The organism is Phycicoccus elongatus Lp2, assembly GCF_000367525.1.
Lineage (GTDB): Bacteria > Actinomycetota > Actinomycetes > Actinomycetales > Dermatophilaceae > Phycicoccus_A > Phycicoccus_A elongatus.
The window spans coordinates 211301-231608 of record NZ_HF570956.1; the positions used below are offsets into that span (position 1 = coordinate 211301).

Consider the following 20308-nt stretch of genomic DNA (forward strand, 5'->3'; position numbering starts at 1 on the left):
GCGGCATACCTTGGCAGGGTGGTGAGCGAGCGCCCGCGGCGGGCGCAGACCGCACACGAAAGGACCACCATGGGACTGCACCTCGGCGACGAAGCCCCGGACTTCACTGCGGACACCACCGAGGGTGAGCTGTCCTTCCACGACTGGGCCGGCGACTCCTGGGTCGTGCTCTTCTCGCACCCGGCCGACTTCACGCCCGTCTGCACGACCGAACTCGGCCGCGTTGGCCAGTTGGCCGCCGCGTGGGCCGACCGCGGAGTCAAGCCCATCGCCCTCTCGGTGGACTCGGTCGAGGACCACCAGCGGTGGAAGCCGGACATCGAGGAGTTCGCCTCGGCCTCGGTCGACTACCCGATCATCGCCGACCCGGACAAGAGGGTCGCCGAGCTCTACGACATGATCCACCCGAACCAGGGCGACACCTCGTCGGTGCGCTCGGTCTTCATCATCGACCCGGCCAAAAAGATCCGGCTGACGATGACCTACCCGAAGTCGGTGGGCCGCAACTTCGAGGAGATCCTGCGCTCGGTCGACGCGCTGCAGACGACCGACCGCGGGGCCTGCTCGACGCCGGTGGACTGGAAGGCCGGGGACAAGATCATCGTCCCGCCGACCCTGTCGACCGACGATGCACGCGAGCGCTTCGACGACGTCGAGGAGTTCCGCCCCTACCTGCGCCGCGCGGCCCTGCGCGACTGAGGCTCCACCTCACCTCCCCTTGCGTCCGGCACGATGGTTGCCATGCCGTCATCGCGCCGGACGCAAGGGTTGAGGGGTCGCTCTTCGTGAGCGGGGGATGGACAGGGCCCATGACAGTGACCGTCATCGGTTGCCCACGTGGTGGCGCCGACGCTCGAGGAGGCCCCTGACGATCGCGAGGAGGGCCAGGACGAGGAGCGCGAACTTGGTGGCAGCCAGCAGTGAACCGACGGGGACGACCAGGCCCGAGGGTCCGACATGCAAGGCTCGCAACAGGGCGACATTTTCAAGCACGTCACAGGCGCCGGCCACCGGCACAGCCACCAGTGCCCCCTGCACCCAGCGACCCGGTCCGACGGCAGCCAGACGGACGGCACTGAACAGGGCCAGGCAGTAGCAGGGGATCCAGACGAAATCCCACCAGGTCTGGTCGATCGCGGCCGACGTGCCGACAGCGCCCCAGTCGGCGATGATCCGCTCGAATCGGCCCCGGCTGAAGGCAAGTTCGAGGCTCACAATTCCGTGCCCACGCGAGGAGAGGACGGCTTCGAGCGGACCCAGGCGCGCGGCATACAGGATGGTCGTGGCGGCCAGGCCGAGCGCGAAGGCGAGCCAGAGGCGGGCGCGTGTCGTCACGCTGCCGACTGTAGGGCCGCAATCCGGTGGCGCACAGGAGGCGCGGGCGTGGACGATGGGCCCGTGGGAAGACCCAGCGACTTCGAGTGGGCGCGGCGTGGCGACGGCAGCGTCGTCATCACGCACCGCGGCCGCGCGGCGACGGTGCTGCGCGGGGCACGGGCGCGGGAGTTCGTCGAGTCCGTCGGCGAGGGTGACGGCCAAGAGCTGATGGCGCGCCTGACCGGCAACTACCGGCGCGGCAACGAGCGCACCGCTCGGCAGCACCCGCGCAACCAGCGCTGACACCACGGCTGTCCTTGAAAGCCGCAGACCACGACGAGTCGGCTCATGCGGTCCGCAGCGGCTGAATGCTGTCGAGCAGTCCCCGAGAGCGTCCCGTCCTTCTCGAACTCAAGGTCGTATCGGGCCTGCAGGTTGATCCAGAACTGCGGGTCGGTCGCAAAGGAGTGGTCCAAGCGCAGTGCAGTATCGGCCGAGATCCGTCGCTTGCCGTGGACGATCTCGTTGCTCCTCCTCGGGGGCACCCGATGGACACGGCCAGCTTGTGCTGAGTGATCCCGAACCCGTCGAGGAAGTCCTCCTGAAGGATCTCGTCAGGATGGATCGGCGGGTAGAGCCTGTCAGTCATCCGGCGTCGGTCCAGACGGAGTCAGACGTACCGCAAGGCGTCAATAACGCTAGACGTTGAAACGGAACTCCACCACGTTACGCGATAGAATTACATGATGCGTGAGGTTGCCGACGCCCCCCTGCGGGCAGCCATCTACCTGCGCATTAGCCAAGACCGCGAACTCGATGGCCTCGCCATCGAGCGACAGCGTGAAGACTGCGAAAACGTTGTGGCACAGCACAAATGGACTGTTGCGCCAGAGCATGTCTACACCGATCAGTCGATCTCCGCCACTGATGCGAGCGTGAACCGACCCGCGTATGACCGGCTTGTCCGCGATTTCGACGCCCGCGAATGGGACGCCCTCGTCTGCTGGGACTTGGACCGTCTCACGCGCCAACCGCGCCAGTTGGAGGACTGGATAGATCGCGCCGAGAGCCGAGGGCTGCGGATCGTCACCGCCAACGGGGAGGCGGACCTCGGCACCGATAGCGGACGGCTTTTCGCGCGAGTGAAGGCCGCGGTCGCGCGGGCTGAGGTGGAGCGAAAATCAGCCCGGCAGAGTCGCGCTCACCGGCAGCGTGCAGCCATGGGTCGCCCTCCGAAGGGGGTGCGCGCGCTGGGCTACTCGCTTGATGGAACGGTGCGTGCGGGCGAAGCGGAGGCCGTGCGCGCGATCTTCACCGCCTTCAATGCGGGTGCCAGCCTCAGGTCCATCGCGCGGGCTCTGTCGGGGGTGACAGGCCCGGACGTGCCCGCTGTCCCCGCCTTGCCGTCTTTTCGGACGACGCTAATGCGGGAGCGGAATGAGGCCCGGGCGAGGGAGGGTTTGCCGGAGCGTCCGGTGCCGCCCGAGCGGCCATGGAACCCGAGCACGGTGCAGGGCATCCTGCGCAATCCGAGGTATGCCGGGTACTCGATCCTCACCCCGAGAGACGCCCGCGACGGGACTATGCGCCGCGACTCCGCGGCGCGGATCGTGCGCGACGCCACCGGCGCTCCCGTGCACCAGGCGCCTGCCGACCGCGGCACTGTCGGCAAGGTGGCGCTGCTCGCATGACACAGCAACGGTCGATGGCGGTGGTCGGAGCCGGTGTGGTCGGGCAGGTCTACGCAGGCCGCCTCGCGGAGGCCGGGCACCGGGTCCACCTCATCGCCCGCGGGGCGACGCTGACGGACCTGACGCGCGAGGGGGTGCGCCTGCATCGGGACGGACGCACCTCGACGCCGGACGTCGACATCGTCGCAGACCCAGCAGACCTGCCCGGCGAGGTGGATGTCGCCTATCTCGCCGTCCGGGCCGACCAGGTCGAGTCCGCACTGCCCCTCCTCGAACGCGTCCCAGCCCGGGTCGTCGTGACGCTCGTCAATCTCGCCGGTGAGGCCCGCCCGGTGGCCGACCGACTCGGCCGGGAGCGCACCATCCTGGGATTCTCCGGCGTGGGCGGCACCCGTGGCCCCGACGGAGTCACCTACCACGAGGTCAAACAGCAACCCACCACGATCGGGCGCGCGGGCGGGCGTGAGCAGGCGGTCGTCGCCGACCTGCGCGGTGCGGGATTCACTGTCGACACGGTCGATGACCCGGTCGCCTGGCTGGCGACCCACGCCGTGTTCATCGCCGGGATCGGGGCCGCGGTCCTGCGATCCGGTGACAGCACGACGCTGGGCCGAGATCGGGCCGCCACGTCCCAGATGGTCCTCGCGGTCCGCGACGGATTCCAGGCCCTGTCCCGGCTCGGCACCCCCGTCATCCCGACCCCGCTGAAAGTCATCTTCACGCAGGTGCCACGCCTGATCTCGGTGCCGTACTGGCAACGACAGTTGCGCGGAGAGTTGGGCACGCTGGCCCTCGAGCCCCACGTGCTCTCGACCAGGGACACCGAGTTCCGGATGCTCGCCGAGGCGGCCCGCGAACTCACCGGATGGAGCCCGATCCTGGACCGACACCTGGCATCCGCCGGCTTCTCCGCGGAGCGACCACGTTGAGCACCGCCCACGCGCCGGAGACGACCCACCCGCATCGGTGGTGGGTGCTCGCCGTCCTGTGCCTCAGCGTTTTGCTCGTGGCCATCGACAACACGATCGTCAACGTTGCGCTGCCGACGATGTCGGCAGAACTCAACGCCACCACCTCCCAGCTCCAGTGGATCGTCGATGCCTATTCGATGGTGTTCGCCGGACTGCTCCTGGTGGCCGGCAACATCGGGGATCGGATCGGGCGGCACCGGGTGCTGCAGGCCGGGCTGGTGCTCTTCGCGGCCGCGTCGCTCGTTGCCGCCTGGGCCGGGAGTGCCCACTCCTTGATCGGTGCCCGTGGGGTCATGGGGGTGGCCGCTGCCATGGTCTATCCATCGACCCTGGCCACCGTCCCCCAGGTCTTCCGCGACCGCCAGGAGCGCGCCATCGCGATCGGGGTCTGGGCGGGAGTGTCCGGGCTGGCGATCGCCCTCGGCCCGGTCGCGGGCGGTGCGCTCTTGCGGCACTTCTGGTGGGGATCGATCTTCCTGGTCAACGTGCCGGTCATCGTGATCGCCCTGATCGCGGGGGCGCTCCTGGTGCCTGAGTCGCGCGATCCGGAGCCGGGCCGGTTCGACCTCGTCGGTGCCGTCACCTCGACCTTGGGAATCGGGCTGCTGGTCTGGACCATCATCGAGGCCCCCGGTCACGGCTGGGCCAGCCGGACCAGCGTCCTCGGCTTCGTCGGGGCCGCGCTCCTGCTGACGCTCTTCGTGGTCTGGGAGGTGCGCAGCCAGTCACCCCTGCTCGAGATCCGGTTCTTCCGAAATCCACGCTTCAGCGCGGCCTCTGCGACGACGGCGATGGCCTTCTTCGGGCTGTTCGGCTTCATCTTCATGATCACGCTGTACTTCCAGATCGTCATCGGCTGGGACGCACTCACGGCCGGGCTGGCGACACTGCCCTATGCGTTGATCATGGGCGCCATGTCCCCGCTGGCCATGGTCCTGACCTCGCGGCTCGGCACCAAACTCCTCGTGGGCGGCGGGATGGCGGTCAGCGCAGCAGGCTTCCTCCTCGCGTCACGGGCCCAGACGGACTCGCCCTACTGGACATTCATCGTGCCGTGCATGGCCTTGATGGCGGCGGGGATGGGCCTGGCCACCGGGCCCGCGACCGATGCCATCCTGGCCGCGCTGCCGGCCGCCAAGTCCGGTGTGGGCTCCGCCGTCAACGACACCACCCGTGAAGTTGGCGGCGCCCTCGGGGTCGCCGTGGTCGGATCGGTGATGAGTTCGTGGTACGCCGACCGGCTGACCGAGCTGTGGACCCCCCTGCAGGTTCCCCGCGATGTCCTCGGGGCTGCCAAGGATTCGGTCGGTGCTGCCATGTCGATCAGCAAGCAGCTCCCGGCCGCGGTCTCCAGCCCGGCGATCAGCGCGGTCGGCGACGCCTTCATGGAGGGCCTGCGCGTCGGCTGCTATGTGGTGGCCGCCGCCTGCCTCCTCGCCTCCATCGCTGCCTTCCTCTTCCTGCCCGCCCACGACCGACCCGATCCCGAGGGCAGGCACACGGGGCATCCGCAGGCTCGGACCCCCCAATCGGATCGTCCGGCGGCCGCAGACGGATGAGTTGCCTGACCCTCTTGGGGCCAGCCGGTGCGCCGACGCGGCTGGTCTGTCTGCCTCATGCGGGGGCGAGCGGTGATGTGTATGCCGCGTGGTCGGGTGACCTCGCCGGTGCGCTCGAGGTCTGGGGGGCCACTCCCGCGGGTCGCCGCCACCGCTCGGGCGAACCGCTCAACGTCGACCCCGGACGGCTGGTGGACGAGGTGGTCGCCGAAGTCACGACGGATAGCCGCCCCCTCGTGGTGTTCGGTCACAGCATGGGCGCACTCATCGGCTACGAACTGTCGCTGGCCCTGTCCACGCAGGGTCGACCACCCACCGCCCTGGTCGTCTCGGGCTGCCCACCGCCACACGTGCGCACTGCTCGGGCCTCTCGGGACTACTCCGACGACGAACTGGCCGCCACCCTGGTCGACTGGGGTGGCACCGAGCAGCAGCTCATCGAGGACGCGGACCTGCGCAGGCTGACCTTCCCGCCCCTGCGGGCCGACCTCACGCTGTGCGACCGCTATCGCCGGGACCACCCGGTTGCCCTCGACCTCCCACTGTCGGTCTTGGCCGGCCGCAGTGACCCGGTCGCGCCCGCGGATCAGATGGCGGGCTGGGCGGCATACTCCAATGACTTTCGGGGCGTCACCCAGTTCCGGGGCGGGCACTTCTTCGTGACCGAGCAGCGACGTCGCGTGGTGGACCACGTGGCCGACCTGGCCATGCACGCGCTGACCGCCGGTCGCCGTCGCCACGAGAGGTGACGAGGGTGGCGCCCTCCCCACCGATCGCCTCCGCGGACGCCCTGCGTCGACCGGGCATCCACCTGGTCCTGTCCACCGGCGACCGCTGGCCCGGCGCGGCTCACCTGCTGACCACTGCGGAGCGGGCCCGAGCCGACGCCTTCCGTCATGAGCAGTCCCGCGGCGAATTCGTCGTCGGGCGGGCGCTCGTGCGCCGGCTCGTCGCTGCCGCCACCGGGTTGCCGGCGCGCGAGATCCCGATCGTGCAGGACTGCCTCCGGTGCGGGTCGGATCGGCACGGCAAGCCCCGGGTCGGCGTGGTCGGCGCTCCCCAGTTCTCGGTCAGCCACAGCGGCGGATGGGTGCTCGTTGGCGTCAGTCAGGACGGTGCGCTCGGCGTCGACATCGAGACGGTCAGCGATCGACCCAGCCTGCTCGACCTGGCCCCGAGCGTTTTGTCGGCCACGGAGTCCGAGGTGCTGGCCTCGTTGCCCCGCACTGAGGCGGGGTCCGAGGCCACGCGCCTGCGCTGGTTCACGACCCGATGGTGCCTGAAGGAGGCTGTCGTCAAGCGGGACGGCGACGGCCTGGCTCGAGAAATGAGGGACGTCGAGGTCAGCGCCGAGACCGTCGTCCCCCTCGATGCCCCGGAGCTGCCGATCGCTGTCGTCGGGGCCGTCGCCGGGCACCCACCGCTCGGCCCGCTGTCCTGGTGGAGCGTTCCGGCCGACTGACCGGACACCGGCTCCGCACGCGTCTGTGCCGCTCTCCGTCCACGTCAGGCCTCCGCCCGTGCGGCAGCGCGGGCTGCGTGCGGCAACGCCGCCAGGACGGCACCGACCGCGTCGTCGTAGTCACGCACCTCCCCCTCGCGGAAGAAGATCGAGAACATCGAGCCCGCCCACGGCACCCGGTGCGGCACGCCTTCGGCGGACAGCGCCGACGACGCGGCCGAGGCGTTGGTGGTCGCGGTCCGGGACAACCCGGCATACACCTCGTCGGTGCACCCGCGCAGGGTGGCGGTGCCGCCGACTCGTTGGGTGAGGTGGTCTCCGACGTGGAGGTTGCCGGAGAGGACCCAGCCTTCCCCTTAAGCCATGAACGGGTGTTCCTGGGTGACCACGACCGTGCCGCCGGTGGCGAGGGTGATCGTCATGAGCGTGGCGGCGGTCTTGTGGAACAAGCCGGTCACGGGCCGGGGCTCGTTCTCACTCGTGGTCAGGTTCTTGGCCCACACCTGGTCGCCAGGTCGTACCTTCTCGATCAGTGTTGCGCCCTTGCTCGTCTGGACGGCCGTTCCGGCGACGAAGCAGTTGCAGGGGAGGTGTTCGACGTTCTTCAGGACGCGTGACTCAGTTTTGCGGCAACACCGACGGAAGAACGCGCTGGAGAGGCCGCGGTGCCCCGATACACCCAGCCCTGAGTCACATCGGTGATCCCGACGGGGTGTCGACGGCACGTGAAAACTGACCCCTTGGCGGCACAGGGCGGGGTCAAGATGCGCTTGCCGTTGACATGCAGGATCCGGTTGTCCTCCTCGAGCCGGCGGATCTTCGCCTTGAGGGCCTTGATCTCGGCCTGCTCGGCGGTCGTGGTTCCCGGCCGGGTCCCAGGCATCAACCTCGGCGTCCACGACCCAACGACGCACCGTTTCTGGGCCCAGGCCGAGTTGCTTGGCCACTGCCTGCGCGGCCGCCCTCACCGACGGATAGTCGTCCCGATGCTCCAGGACCATCCGCACCGCCCGAGCCTTCATCTCGGGGCTGATCTTCTTGGGCATGCTCCATCCTCTCGAACTCACAAAGAGGCGGCATCAAACCCGGGACGCTTCAACTTGCCGTCCACCGCGAGAGCGTGCAGGGCCTCACCTGAGAACCCGGTGATCGCGGTCATCGCGTCGAGGCCGCGGCAGGGGACGGACATAAGGGCCACGTTAGCGGCGTGCGCCGCCGAGCGCTCATGGCCTATCAGGCATCATGAGCCAGTGACAAGTCCCAATCAGGCCAGCCCAGAGGCTGTCACTTCTTGCCGCCTGATGTTAATCCGCTTCGGAACTCGACCACGTCGCCGTCCTGCATCACGTAGTCCTTGCCCTCGAGGCGCGCCTTGCCGCCGGCCTTGACCGCAGCCATCGATCCGGCCGCGTCGAGGTCGTCGAAGGACACCACCTCGGCCTTGATGAAGCCCTTCTGGAAGTCGGTGTGGATCACCCCCGCCGCCTGCGGCGCCGTCCAGCCCTGACGGATCGTCCAGGCCCGCGACTCCTTGGGCCCGGCCGTCAGGTAGGTCTGCAACCCCAGGGTGTGAAAACCGGTGCGCGCCAACTGATCCAGCCCCGACTCGCTGGCCCCGAAGCCCTCCAGCATCTCCAGTTGGTCCTCGGGCGACATGTCCATGAGGTCCATCTCGAGCTTGGCGTTGAGGAAGACCGCATCGGCCGGCGCGACCGATGCCGCCAGCCGCTCGTGCAGGGCCGTGTCCGCGAGCTGGTCCTCGTCGAGGTTGAACACATAGATGAAGGGTTTGGTCGTGAGCAGCCCCAGCCCCGACGCCAACTCCATGTCGACCCCGGCAGCCGACCCCGCGGCATACAAGGTCTTGCCTTCCTCCAAAACCTTCTGTGCCGCAACGGCATTGTCGTAGGCCGGCTTGCTCTCCTTCTTGATCCGGCTCTCCTTCTCGAGGCGCGCGACGGCCTTCTCGAGGGTCTGCAGGTCGGCGAGGATGAGCTCGGTGTGGATGGTCTCGATGTCGCTCTCGGGCGAGACCCGGCCGTCGACGTGGACGACGTCACCGTCCTCGAAGGCCCGCACCACCTGACAGATCGCGTCGGCCTCACGGATGTTGGCGAGGAACTTGTTGCCCAACCCCTCCCCCTCGGACGCGCCCTTGACGATGCCGGCGATGTCGACGAAGGACACCGTGGCGGGGAGGATCTTCTCCGAGCCGAAGATCTCCGCGAGCCGGGTCAGGCGTGCGTCCGGCAGCGGGACGACACCGACATTGGGCTCGATCGTCGCGAACGGGTAGTTCGCGGCCAGGACGTTGTTCTTGGTGAGGGCGTTGAACATCGTCGACTTGCCGACGTTGGGGAGCCCGACGATTCCGATGGTGAGTGCCACGAGAGCAAGAGTTTAGTCGCGTGGGCGCGAGCGCCGGACCAGCCACCCGATGACACCGGACAGCACCATGGCCACGCCGGCGAAGGCCGCCCCCGTGGTGGCCAGCCGCCCGTTGCCGGTGCCCAACCCGTTGACGACCGCAAGCAGCCCGACGAAGAACGACGGCAGCAGGAAGAGCGCCGCGAAGGCCAGGCCGAGGGCAATCCAGAAGGTGCGCTTGCTCACCGGGCCACCCCGTCCTCGAGGTATGCCGTGTGCTCGGCTTCCGCGGCCGAGGCCAGCATCCGCGCGGCATACGGCGCGAGGTGAGAATCCACGTCGGTCATGGCGACCCAGTGGGCATCCTTGATCTCGCGGCGGAGAAAGAGCGAGGGGTCGAGGTCGTCCCGGAGGGTGCCGAGGTCGTAGAGGAACAGAACGGCGTCGTCCCAGCCACGGTAGGGCGGCAGCCAGTTGACGGCCAGGAGTGCGCCGGCAGTGAGGGTGAGGCCGAGTTCCTCACGAACCTCACGCTCGACGCAGGTGGCAGGTGACTCGCCCGGGTCGACGACGCCGCCGGGAAGGTCCCATTCCTTCTTGTAGGTGAGTTCGCACAGGAGCAGTTCACCAGCGGCATTGCGGAGCACGCCCTGGGCGATGGCGCGCTTGCGGGGCAGCCGATCGTTGAGGTAGCCGATGAAGGAGCGGCGGCCCTCTTCGGTGGACAGGTCCGGGCGCTCGCTCATGGGGCGAGATTACCCAGCGGCCTGCGCTGACACCCCGGGCGGCCAGATCGGCGGCCTGCAGGTCGTCCTTGACGTTGAACCGCACCACCGGCAGTGTCGCCCACTGCACGCCGCGGCCGTCGCGGTGGCGCTCGGCAAAGGCGCGCGACCGGGTGACTCGTCGAGATCTGCGCGCGCCTCGGCCAGGAGGACCTGCTGGTGGCGCGCCAGCCGCAGCAGGGTTTCGCCGGCCACGGTCGCCTTCTCCTTACCGTTGGCGACGTGCTCACCGCCCACCTGCTCCCCGGCCTGCTGACCGGCTTCGGCCTGATCGTCGCCATCGGCGCCCAGAACGCCTGGGTCCTCCGTCAGGGCCTGGCCCGCGATCACGTCGCAGTGATCGTCACGATCTGTGCCCTTGCCGACCTGCTCCTCGTCGTCATCGGCACCGCAGGCCTCGGTGCTCTGATCGGCGACCATCCGGCGATCCTGACGGGCATGAAATGGCTCGGCGCGGCATACCTCGCGTGGTTCGGGATCCGCTCGCTGTGGTCGGCACGTCACGCGGGCGCGCTCGGCAGCGGGCAGTCCCCGAGCCGCTCCCGGGGATCGGTCATCACCACCACGCTCGCGCTCACCTTCCTCAACCCGCACGTCTACCTCGACACCGTGCTCATGCTCGGCAACATCGCCAACCAGCACGGGGTCACCGGTCGCTGGTGGTTTGCCGCCGGTGCCGGGGTCGCGTCGATCGCGTGGTTCACCACGCTCGGGTTCGGCGCGCGCGCTCTCTCGGGACCGCTCTCCCGCCCCCGGACCTGGCAGGTTCTCGACACCCTCATCGGCTTGGTGATGCTCACCCTGGCCGTTGTGCTGCTGCGCTCCTGACCAGGACTGTCGGTGGGTGGTGCCAGAGTCGGGGGCATGGAGATTCCGATCGTCGCGGTCCTCACCGCCTGCGCGGGGCTCGTCGGCTTTCTCATCGCGCGGGTGGGGTATGCCGCGCGCCTCGCCGCCGCGACCACCGAGGCAGCACTGCTGCGGGAGCGGGTCGATGACCTGGAGGCCGCGTTGGCGCAGGACCAGGAGGCCGCCGCCCTGCTGGCACCGCTGCGCGACACGTTGGGGCGGGTGGAGGCCCAAGTGAGCGGGCTGGAGCGGGAGCGGGCGGAGCAGTTCGGGTCGATCCACCAGGCACTGCGGCGGGTCGAGAGCGGCACGGGCGAGTTGTCGCGGACCACGGCCAATCTGGTCGGGTCGCTGCGCTCCTCGACCGTGCGCGGAGCGTGGGGTGAGGTGCAGTTGCGCAGGGTGCTCGAGTTGGCCGGCATGCTCGCGCGCTGCGACTTCGAGGAGCAGGTGAGCACGACCACCATCCACGGGGCGGTGGTGCGCCCCGACGTCGTGGTCCGACTTCCCGGCCACCGCCAACTCGTGGTCGACGCGAAGGCACCGATGATGGCCTTCCTCGACGCCCAGGCGGACGGGCTCGACGAGGAGGCTCGCGACGACCTGCTCGCCGATCACGCGCGGGCGCTCCGGGCCCACGTGGCCGGGCTGGCGCGCAAGGAGTACTGGTCGGCCTTCGAGGCCACCCCCGAGCTCGTCGTGTGTTTCGTGCCGAGCGATGCCGTGCTCGCCGCGGCCCTGGCCCGCGATCCGGCCCTCCACGAATGGGCCCTCGACAGCAAAGTCGCCCTCGTGGGACCGGCCACCCTCCTGGCGCTCCTGCGGACAGCCGCACTGGCCTGGCAACAGGATGCCGTGACGGCCAGTGCTGCCGAGGTGTCGCGGCTGGGACGCGACCTCTACGCCCGGCTCTCCACCCTCGGCGAGCACACCGCCAGGCTCGGCCGGTCGCTCACGAGCAGCGTCGAGGCGTACAACGCCTTCGTCGGGACGATGGAATCACGGGTCCTGGTCTCGGCCCGACGGATGAACGACCTCGGCATCGTGTCGACCCGGCTGCCCGACACGGCCCCACTGGACGCCACACCCCGCGTGCTCACCGCGGCCGAGCTGATCGACGCCGCCGTCGCCCAGGACGCACGACCCGAGTTGGACCTCGGACTGACGCCGGACTCGGGGAGTGCGGCTCAGGAAGTCGGCTGACGCAGCGGGGCCAGGACCTCGGTCATCTGGACCACCTGGTCCAGGACGGTGGTCAGTTCCTTGACTCGCCTCTGGTCCGGAGTGAAGACCCCGTCGGTCCAGTCGTGGAAGGACGACAGGGACACCTGGGCGCGCACGACAACGCCGCGCGCATTGGCGATGATCTGGCGCCAGTGCTCGGTCGCTCGCACGCCACAGTCCGCCCCGTATCCCACGATGCCGAAGGCCTTGTGGTTCCACTCCGGGTAGAGCACGTCAAAGGCATTCTTCAAGGCGGCGGGCACGCCGTGGTTGTACTCGGGCGACACCCAGATGAAGCCGTCGAAGCGGTCGACCGCCTCGCTCCAGGCGCGCGTCTCGGCGCGTTCGTAGTGACGGTTGGCCGCTCCCGGGACGGTCTCCTCTTCGAGAAGAACGAGCCCGAAGGGCTTGAGGTCGAGAAGTTCGAAGTCGGCATCCGAGCGCTTGGCGGCGTGCTCGTGCACCCATTCGGCGACGGACAGGCCGACCCGGCCCGGGCGCGTGCTGCCGACGACGACGGCGATCTTCATATGGGGTCCTTCGGGATGGGGGCAGGGGCGCAGGCGATGGGGTCAGGAGTCGGGATCGACCAGGTCAGGGAAAGGCGATCGACCGGGTCAGTGCAGCGACCCTGAATCGGCGAGCGAGGCGGCGTCGTGGATCATCTTGTCGCTCATCCCGGCAGCCTTGAGATCACGACGGATCTCGTTGGGCAGCGCGAACATCAGCGACTCCTCGGCGGCAACGACCGGCCGGACGTCACCGAAGCCACGGTCGGAGAGGAACTCCAGAACCTCGCGCACGAGGATCTCCGGCACCGAGGCCCCCGACGTCACACCAACGGTGCTCACGCCATCGAGCCAACCCTCGTCGATCTCGGCGGCATAGTCGACCAAGTGCCCGGCCCGCGACCCGTGCTCGAGGGCGACCTCGACCAGACGCACGGAATTGGAGGAGTTGCGCGAGCCGACGACGATCATCAGGTCGCACTCCCGGGCCATCTGCTTGACGGCCAGTTGACGGTTCTGGGTGGCGTAGCAGATGTCGTCGGACGGCGGATCCTGGAGCGAGGGGAACTTCTCCCGAAGCAACCGCACGGTCTCCATCGTCTCGTCGACCGACAGGGTGGTCTGGGACAGCCAGACGACCTTCTCCGGGTCGCGGACCCCGACATTGGCGACATCGGCCGGTCCGTCGACGATCGTGATGTGGTCGGGCGCCTCACCGGAGGTGCCGACGACCTCCTCGTGGCCCTCGTGACCGATGAGCAGGATGTCGTAGTCGGCATCGGCGAAGCGGACGGCCTCGCGATGCACCTTGGTCACCAGGGGGCAGGTGGCGTCGACCGTCTTCAGCGAACGGGCGGCTGCCTCCTCGTGGACGATGGGCGCCACGCCATGCGCGGAGAAGATGACGGTGGCACCCTCGGGCACCTCGTCGGTCTCGTCGACGAAGATCGCGCCACGCTTCTCCAGGGTCGTGACGACGTGCTTGTTGTGGACGATCTCCTTGCGGACGTAGACCGGCGGACCATAGAGCTCCAAGGCCTTCTCGACCGTGACGACCGCCCGGTCGACGCCGGCGCAGTACCCACGTGGGGCCGCCAGCAGGACGCGTCTGGTGTTCTCAGCCATTGCTCAATCCTACGTGTGGCGCGCCCCGCCATTTCCCGTCACACCCGTCACACTGGGCGCCATGGAGACACCTACCCTCGCCCAACGCCTCGGCGCCGAGTTCCTCGGCACCTTCTGGCTCGTCTTCGGCGGCTGCGGCTCGGCCATGTTCGCCGCGGGCTTCGTCGCGCCCAACGTCGTCGCCGGCCAGAGCATCCACCTCGGCATCGGCTTCGTCGGCGTGGCCCTCGCCTTCGGTCTCACCGTCCTGACGATGGCGTATGCCGTCGGCCACATCTCGGGGGCTCATTTCAACCCCGCGGTGACGATCGGCCTGACGGTGGCGAAGCGCTTCGAGTGGAAGGACGTGCCCGGCTACGTCATCACCCAGGTGATCGCGGGTCTGGCAGCCGGCGCTGCCCTCTACGGCATCGCCCGCGGCAAGGCGGGCTTCGACCCGGTGGGCAACATGGCCGCCAACGGCTACGGCGAGCACTCCCCCGGCGGCTACTCGCTGATGGCCGTGCTCTGCGCCGAGGCTCTCCTCACCGCGTTCTTCCTCTACATCATCCTGGGCGCCACGCACGATCGGGCGCCCTCCGGCTTCGCGCCGCTCGCGATCGGCCTGGGCCTGACCCTGATCCACCTGATCGCCATCCCGATCAGCAACACCTCGGTCAACCCGGCCCGCTCGACCGCCGTCGCGTTCTTCAATGGCAACGGTGCCCCCGGCCAGTTGTGGCTCTTCTGGCTCGCCCCGATCATCGGTGCCGCGATCGCTGGCGCAACCTTCCACCTGGTGACCGGCGTCGACCGTCGCGACCGCGACATCTCGGGCTCGATCTCCGAGCGCGACGCGGCCGACCACAGCAACGCCTGACGGTCAACTTCTGCGATACGCGGACATCGTCTGGTCGACCGGAAATCGCCGCACGCAAACCAACCGTCCGCGTCACGCAGAAGTTGTCGGGGGCGGATGAGAGGCTGTGCCGCATGGCCGCTGCCCCCACCAAGACCCTCCCTGCCGACCTGCACGACACGATTCGCGTGCAGGGCTCGCGCGTCAACAACCTCAAGGACGTCAGCGTCGAGATCCCCAAGCGGCGGCTGACCGTCTTCACGGGTGTCTCCGGCTCCGGCAAGTCCAGCCTGGTCTTCGGCACGATCGCCGCCGAGAGCCAGCGAATGATCAATGAGACCTACTCGACCTTCGTTCAGGGCTTCATGCCGAGCCTGGCCCGGCCCGACGTCGACCTCCTCGAGGGCCTGACGACGGCGATCATCGTCGACCAGGAGCGGATGGGCGCCAACATCCGCAGCACGGTCGGCACCGTCACCGATGTCAACGCCATGCTGCGCATCCTCTTCAGCCGGCTCGGCGAGCCGCACATCGGCACCTCGAAGGCGTTCTCCTTCAACGTCGCCTCGATCTCCGGCGCCGGCGCGGTGACAGTCACCAAGGGCGGCATGGAGGTCAAGGAGCGGCGCGAGTTCGCCGTCCAGGGCGGCATGTGTGCGCGGTGCGAGGGCGTCGGCAAGGTCTCCGACTTCGACCTGGGCGCTCTCTACGACGACACCTTGTCCCTGCGCGAGGGTGCCCTCACGATCCCGGGCTATTCGATGGACGGGTGGTATGGCCGAATCTACATGGGCAGCGGCTTCGTCGACCCCGACAAGGCGATCAAGGACTACACCAAGCGCGAGTTGGCCGCGCTCCTCTACAAGGAGCCGACCAAGATCAAGGTCGACAACATCAATGTCACCTACGAGGGCCTCATCCCCCGCATCCAGAAGTCGATGCTGTCCAAGGACCGCGAAGCCATGCAGCCCCACATCCGGGCCTTCGTCGACCGCGCTGTCGTCTTCCAGACCTGCCCCGAGTGCGAGGGCACCCGCCTCAACGACGCCGCGCGCTCCAGCAAGATCAAGGGCATCAACATCGCTCAGGCCTGCCAGATGCAGATCAGCGACCTGACGCAATGGGTCCGCGACCTCGACGACCCGAGCGTCGCACCGCTGCTCAAGGGCCTGCAGGAGACACTCGACTCCTTCGTCGCGATCGGCCTGGGTTACCTCTCCCTCGACCGCTCGTCCGGCACCCTCTCCGGCGGTGAGGCCCAACGCACCAAGATGATCCGCCACCTCGGCTCGGCCCTGACCGATGTCACCTATGTCTTCGACGAGCCGACGATCGGGCTGCACCCGCACGACATCGACCGGATGAACACCCTGCTGGTCCAGCTGCGCGACAAGGGCAACACGGTGCTCGTCGTCGAGCACAAGCCCGAGGCGATCGCCATCGCCGATCACATCGTCGACCTCGGCCCCCTCGCCGGGACCGGCGGCGGCGAAATCGTCTTCGAGGGTGACATCGCCGGCCTGCGCGCCTCCGGGACGCTCACGGGTCGCCACCTCGACGACCGCGCCAGTCTCAAACCCTCCGTCCGTATGCCGCGGGGTCACCTCGAGGTGCGCGGCGCCACCGAGAACAACCTCAAGGACGTCGACGTCGACATCCCGCTCGGCGTCCTCACCGTGCTGACCGGGGTCGCCGGATCCGGCAAGTCCTCCCTCATCAATGGTTCGGTCGCCCCGCGCGACGAGGTCGTCGTCATCGACCAGGGCGCGATCAAAGGGTCCCGACGATCCAACCCGGCGACCTACACCGGCCTCCTCGAGCCGATCCGCAAGGCCTTCGCCAAAGAGAACTCGGTCAAGCCAGCGCTCTTCAGCGCCAACTCCGAGGGCGCCTGCCCGGTCTGCAATGGCGCCGGCGTCATCTACACCGACCTGGCGATGATGGCCGGCGTGGCCACGACCTGCGACGAGTGCGAGGGCAAAAGGTTCGCGGCCTCCGTGCTCACCTACACCTTCGGCGGCAAGAACATTGCCGAGGTCCTCGACCTCCCGGTCGCCGAGGCGCTGGCCTTCTTCGCCGACGGCCCGGCCAGGACTCCCGCTGCGGCCAAGATCCTCGAACGCATGCAGGACGTGGGCCTGGGCTACCTGCGGCTGGGCCAACCCCTCACCACGCTCTCCGGCGGCGAGCGCCAACGCCTCAAGCTGGCCGCCCAGATGGGTGACAAGGGAGATGTCTACGTCCTCGACGAGCCCACGACCGGCCTGCACCTGGCAGATGTGGAGAACCTTCTGGCCATGCTCGATCGGCTCGTGGACAGCGGCAGGTCGGTCATCGTCATCGAGCACCACCAGGCCGTCATGGCGCACGCCGACTGGATCATCGACATGGGTCCCGGCGCTGGTCACGACGGCGGCACGGTCGTCTTCGAGGGCACCCCCGCGGACCTGGTGGCCGCCGCGACCAAGACCCTCACCGGCACGCACCTGGCGGCCTACGTCGGTGGCGATTCGTAGCATGAGCGCGTGACCCCGCTGCCCGAGCGCGCTGCCGACACCTCGGCCGAGCAGCCGTGGCCGGTGCGGCTGTTGTCGGCCAAGATCGGCGAGTATGTCGACAAGATGTCGACCTGTTGGATCGAGGGGCAGGTCGTCCAGCTCAACCGCCGACCGGGCGCGGGCACGGCATACCTCACCCTGCGGGACACCGACGTCGACATGTCCTTCTCGGTGTCGGTGCGCACGACCACCCTCGACGCGATGCCGCCGCTCTCCCCCGGCGCCCGGGTCGTCACCCAGGTCAAACCGGTGTTCTGGGAGCGCAGCGGCAGCCTGCAGCTCGATGCCCGGCAGATCCGCCCGGTCGGTGTCGGTGACCTCCTCGCCCGCCTCGACCAACTGGGTCGGACTCTCGCCGCCGAGGGCCTCTTCGATCGCGACCGCAAACGGGCGCTGCCCTTCCTTCCGCGACGGATCGGCGTGGTCACCGGGAGAGCGGGCGCCGCCGAGAATGACGTCGTCGAGAACGCCCGCCGACGGTGGCCCGCTGTTGTCTTCGAGATTCGCCAGGTCGCCGTCCAAGGACCGACCGCGGTCACCGAGGTGATGGCGGCGCTCGCCGAGCTCGATCGCCTCGCCGAGGTCGACGTCATCGTCATCGCGCGCGGTGGCGGGAGCCTCGAGGACCTCCTGCCCTTCAGCAACGAGGCCCTCCTGCGCGCCGTCGCCGCCGCCACCACCCCGGTGGTGTCCGCGATCGGCCACGACATCGACCGCCCCCTGCTCGACCTGGTCGCCGACCGCCGCGCGTCCACCCCGACCGACGCCGCGGCTCTCGTCGTCCCCGACGCGCAGGCCGAGTATGCCGCGGTGCTGGCCGCCAAGGACCGACTGCGTCGCACGCTGGGGGCACGGCTGCAACGCGAGCGCGAGCGCCTCGTCCAACTCAGGACGCGGCCGGTGCTCGCCGACCCTGCGGCCTACGTGCGCGGACAACGAGAGGTCGTGGGCGCCCTGCGGCAGCGGGCCCACCGGCGCCTCGAGGCCCGCGTGCACCGCGAACACGACGCGATCGCCGGGCTCTGTCGCCATGGCCGGGCCCTGTCCCCCCTCGCCACACTCGATCGGGGCTATGCGCTCGTCCAGCAGGTCGACGGCACGATCGTGCGTGACCCCGAGCAACTCGACGGCGGTGAACTCCTGCGCGTGAGCGTGGCCCACGGCGACTTCGGGGTTCGCACCGTCGGGGGTGCGTCATAGGGTGGTCGACGTGGCCAAGGACAAGAGCGCACCCCCGGCGGAGGTCGAGGACCCCAATGCCGATGTCGCCGACCTCTCCTATGAAGCGGCGCGTGACGAGTTGACCTCGATCGTCGCCACCCTGGAGTCCGGCCAGGTCGGTCTGGAGGAGTCGATGACCCTCTGGGCACGTGGCGAGGTGCTCGCCGCCCACTGCGAGGGCTGGCTCGACGCGGCCGAGGCCAAGCTCAAGGCGTGACGACGGTGAGGTGCTCGATGAGCACCTCCAACTCCTCGAAGGTGCCCGTGCCGGTGACCAGGGTGGTCAGTTCGCCGGTCGTCTCGGGCGTGTGCACCAGGGAGTTCTGCACCTTGGAGGGTCGCTCGTACTTCGCCCACGTGCGGCCCGCCACGTCGACGGTGCCCTTGGCGACGGCCCGGTTGATCTCGGTCTCGATCCACAGCGAGGTCGCGTCCTTGGTCTGCTCGACCGACACGTAGTTGCCTGACGGCGCCTGGTAGCCCGCGAGCCAGGTCATCGCCCCGTCCCCCGTGCGCACGTAGCGCGCGCTGGTGGGCTGCCAGCCGGTGGGGAGCCCGGCAGCGATCGAGATGGGCCAGCCGCTCTGGGTGGCCACCTCGGCCGCTCGCGCGGGGATGTCGACCGGCGGGCCCGACAGGGAGTTGACCCGGGGCACCATGAAGATGATCACGGCCATGAAGCCGAGGATCACGATCAGCGAGCGCACCAGGTTGGAGGCCGATCCCATCGAGTATCGGCTGCGCGGCGCCGTCGGTGGCGTCGACTCAGTGGTCTGCGGGGTGCTCACTCCCCCATCGTCGCCGACAATGGCGCTGGTCACCCAATCGGCCCCCGACCACCCACCACTAGAGTCGGGAGTGCCAGCGGTGCAACCTCGGAGGCGAAACAGATGGACACGCGTGTGCTCGTGGTCGGTGAGGTGCTCATCGACGTGGTCCGGACCGCGGACGGATCGGTGACCGAGCACGTGGGTGGTTCCCCCGCCAATGTGGCGACCGGGCTTGCGCGCCTGGGGCATCCCACCGACTTCGCGACGACCGTCGGCACGGACGACCACGGCAACGCCTGCCTGGATCATATGCAGACCCGCGGCGTGGTCACCCTCCCGTCGAGCCGAACGGCCGAGCCGACGTCGGTCGCCGACGCCACCATCGACGACAGCGGCGCCGCGACCTACCGCTTCGACCTCCACTGGAACCTGGCGCCCGTGCCGATCCGCAGCGACGTCGGCCACGTGCACACCGGCTCGATCGCAGCGACCCAGGCACCCGGAGCCGCGCGGGTCCTCACCACGCTGCGGGAGGCGCGCGATCGCGCCACCATCTCCTACGACCCCAACGCCCGTCCCTCGATCATGGGCGAGCCGGAGTCGGTCAAACCCGTCATGGAGGGGATCATCGCGCTCTCCGATGTCGTCAAGGCGAGCGAGGACGACATCGCGTGGCTCTACCCCGGCCGCCGGCTCGACGACGTGCTCGACGACTGGCATGCACTCGGCGCCGCCTTGGTGCTCGTGACCCTGGGACCCGAGGGCGTTGCCTTCCGCGTGCCCGCCACCGGCGAGGTGATCAGGTATGCCGCGCAGGTCACCGACAACGCCGCCGTTGTCGACACGGTCGGTGCTGGTGACTCGTTCATGGCCGGCCTGGTCTCGGGACTGCTCGACGCCGGCCTGCTCGGTTCACCCGACACACGCGAGGCACTGGCTGCCGCCGGCGTGGACCAGGTCACTGACGCCGTGGACCGCGCCCTGGCCACCAGCGGCGTCACGGTCACCAGGGCCGGGGCCTACTCCCCGACCCGCGAGGAACTGCACACCGAAAGAGGTTGA

Annotated in this window: 23 protein-coding genes and 1 pseudogene; 14 read left to right on the forward strand and 10 right to left on the reverse strand. The window is 69.1% G+C overall.

Annotated elements, in window-relative coordinates; genetic code table 11:
- Positions 1–69: 69 nt before the first annotated feature.
- Complete coding sequence (locus BN10_RS01040) at positions 70–699, forward strand: peroxiredoxin (RefSeq protein WP_010849276.1); 630 nt, start codon at positions 70–72, stop codon at positions 697–699.
- Between the two features lie 123 nt (positions 700–822).
- Here the strand turns inward: BN10_RS01040 and BN10_RS01045 are convergent, their stop codons facing one another.
- A complete protein-coding gene (locus tag BN10_RS01045) occupies positions 823–1335 on the reverse strand; it encodes a hypothetical protein (RefSeq protein WP_010849277.1) in 513 nt (170 codons plus the stop codon).
- A 63-nt stretch (positions 1336–1398) separates the two neighbouring features.
- Between BN10_RS01045 and BN10_RS01050 the strand changes: the two genes are divergently transcribed.
- The gene (locus BN10_RS01050) at positions 1399–1620 is read left to right on the forward strand and encodes a hypothetical protein (RefSeq protein WP_040752154.1); all 222 of its coding nucleotides are present in this window, start codon (positions 1399–1401) and stop codon (positions 1618–1620) included.
- Between the two features lie 95 nt (positions 1621–1715).
- Here BN10_RS01050 and BN10_RS17620 read toward each other — a convergent pair.
- A pseudogene (locus BN10_RS17620) lies at positions 1716–1966 on the reverse strand (HigA family addiction module antitoxin); the annotation flags it as partial.
- A gap of 97 nt (positions 1967–2063) precedes the next feature.
- Here BN10_RS17620 and BN10_RS01055 point away from each other — a divergent pair.
- From BN10_RS01055 to BN10_RS15430, 5 genes are read left to right on the forward strand one after another with little or no spacing between them, the layout of a single operon-like run.
- Positions 2064–3008 (forward strand): recombinase family protein, encoded by a 945-nt coding sequence (locus tag BN10_RS01055; protein ID WP_084311138.1) that lies wholly within the window; start codon positions 2064–2066, stop codon positions 3006–3008.
- On the forward strand, positions 3005–3937 hold the full coding sequence (locus tag BN10_RS01060) for a ketopantoate reductase family protein (RefSeq protein ID WP_010849282.1): 933 nt from the start codon (positions 3005–3007) through the stop codon (positions 3935–3937). Before BN10_RS01055 ends, BN10_RS01060 begins: the two co-directional genes overlap by 4 nt.
- The gene (locus tag BN10_RS01065) at positions 3934–5538 is read left to right on the forward strand and encodes a DHA2 family efflux MFS transporter permease subunit (protein ID WP_010849283.1); all 1605 of its coding nucleotides are present in this window, start codon (positions 3934–3936) and stop codon (positions 5536–5538) included. The genes BN10_RS01060 and BN10_RS01065 overlap by 4 nt, the downstream gene beginning before the upstream one ends.
- Positions 5539–5552: 14 nt before the next feature.
- Positions 5553–6287 (forward strand): thioesterase II family protein, encoded by a 735-nt coding sequence (locus BN10_RS01070; protein ID WP_233354228.1) that lies wholly within the window; start codon positions 5553–5555, stop codon positions 6285–6287.
- Positions 6288–6292: 5 nt separating this feature from the next.
- A complete protein-coding gene (locus BN10_RS15430) occupies positions 6293–7000 on the forward strand; it encodes a 4'-phosphopantetheinyl transferase family protein (RefSeq protein WP_051369591.1) in 708 nt (235 codons plus the stop codon).
- A 44-nt stretch (positions 7001–7044) separates the two neighbouring features.
- Here the strand turns inward: BN10_RS15430 and BN10_RS01080 are convergent, their stop codons facing one another.
- From BN10_RS01080 to BN10_RS01100, 5 genes are all read right to left on the reverse strand, one after another.
- Entirely contained in the window at positions 7045–7248 is a 204-nt protein-coding gene (locus tag BN10_RS01080) for a hypothetical protein (protein WP_198013978.1), read from the reverse strand.
- Positions 7249–7604: 356 nt separating this feature from the next.
- Complete coding sequence (locus BN10_RS17075; RefSeq protein ID WP_084310856.1) at positions 7605–7883, reverse strand: hypothetical protein; 279 nt, start codon at positions 7881–7883, stop codon at positions 7605–7607.
- 401 nt (positions 7884–8284) lie between these two features.
- Positions 8285–9388, reverse strand: a complete 1104-nt coding sequence (gene ychF / locus BN10_RS01090) for a redox-regulated ATPase YchF (RefSeq protein WP_010849289.1) — start codon at positions 9386–9388, stop codon at positions 8285–8287.
- A gap of 12 nt (positions 9389–9400) precedes the next feature.
- Positions 9401–9613 carry a hypothetical protein gene (locus BN10_RS01095; protein ID WP_010849290.1) on the reverse strand — a complete coding sequence of 71 codons (213 nt, stop codon included), beginning with the start codon at positions 9611–9613 and terminating at the stop codon, positions 9401–9403.
- Complete coding sequence (locus BN10_RS01100; RefSeq protein WP_010849291.1) at positions 9610–10113, reverse strand: NUDIX domain-containing protein; 504 nt, start codon at positions 10111–10113, stop codon at positions 9610–9612. Before BN10_RS01100 ends, BN10_RS01095 begins: the two co-directional genes overlap by 4 nt.
- A 198-nt stretch (positions 10114–10311) precedes the next feature.
- On the opposite strand from BN10_RS01100, the gene BN10_RS01105 reads away from it, so the two are divergent.
- Both BN10_RS01105 and BN10_RS01110 read left to right on the forward strand, forming a co-directional pair.
- A complete protein-coding gene (locus BN10_RS01105; RefSeq protein ID WP_010849294.1) occupies positions 10312–10980 on the forward strand; it encodes a LysE/ArgO family amino acid transporter in 669 nt (222 codons plus the stop codon).
- 36 nt (positions 10981–11016) lie between these two features.
- Complete coding sequence (locus BN10_RS01110; RefSeq protein WP_040750544.1) at positions 11017–12204, forward strand: DNA recombination protein RmuC; 1188 nt, start codon at positions 11017–11019, stop codon at positions 12202–12204.
- Here BN10_RS01110 and BN10_RS01115 read toward each other — a convergent pair.
- Positions 12189–12755 (reverse strand): NADPH-dependent FMN reductase, encoded by a 567-nt coding sequence (locus BN10_RS01115; protein ID WP_010849296.1) that lies wholly within the window; start codon positions 12753–12755, stop codon positions 12189–12191. The genes BN10_RS01110 and BN10_RS01115 overlap by 16 nt on opposite strands.
- Before the next feature lie 87 nt (positions 12756–12842).
- Complete coding sequence (locus tag BN10_RS01120; RefSeq protein WP_010849297.1) at positions 12843–13859, reverse strand: 4-hydroxy-3-methylbut-2-enyl diphosphate reductase; 1017 nt, start codon at positions 13857–13859, stop codon at positions 12843–12845.
- 61 nt (positions 13860–13920) lie between these two features.
- Between BN10_RS01120 and aqpZ the strand changes: the two genes are divergently transcribed.
- From aqpZ to BN10_RS01140, 4 genes are all read left to right on the forward strand, one after another.
- Positions 13921–14718: an aquaporin Z gene (gene aqpZ / locus BN10_RS01125; RefSeq protein ID WP_010849298.1), complete on the forward strand. Its 798-nt coding sequence runs from the start codon at positions 13921–13923 to the stop codon at positions 14716–14718.
- Between the two features lie 113 nt (positions 14719–14831).
- Positions 14832–17213: an ATP-binding cassette domain-containing protein gene (locus tag BN10_RS01130; protein ID WP_010849299.1), complete on the forward strand. Its 2382-nt coding sequence runs from the start codon at positions 14832–14834 to the stop codon at positions 17211–17213.
- 9 nt (positions 17214–17222) lie between these two features.
- Positions 17223–18455, forward strand: coding sequence for an exodeoxyribonuclease VII large subunit (gene xseA / locus BN10_RS01135; protein ID WP_010849300.1), 1233 nt, complete (start codon positions 17223–17225; stop codon positions 18453–18455).
- A gap of 10 nt (positions 18456–18465) precedes the next feature.
- Complete coding sequence (locus tag BN10_RS01140; protein ID WP_010849301.1) at positions 18466–18693, forward strand: exodeoxyribonuclease VII small subunit; 228 nt, start codon at positions 18466–18468, stop codon at positions 18691–18693.
- On the opposite strand, the gene BN10_RS01145 is transcribed toward BN10_RS01140, so the two are convergent.
- Complete coding sequence (locus tag BN10_RS01145) at positions 18683–19264, reverse strand: DUF4245 domain-containing protein (RefSeq protein ID WP_010849302.1); 582 nt, start codon at positions 19262–19264, stop codon at positions 18683–18685. The genes BN10_RS01140 and BN10_RS01145 overlap by 11 nt on opposite strands.
- Positions 19265–19366: 102 nt before the next feature.
- On the opposite strand from BN10_RS01145, the gene BN10_RS01150 reads away from it, so the two are divergent.
- Positions 19367–20308, forward strand: a complete 942-nt coding sequence (locus BN10_RS01150; protein ID WP_010849304.1) for a carbohydrate kinase family protein — start codon at positions 19367–19369, stop codon at positions 20306–20308.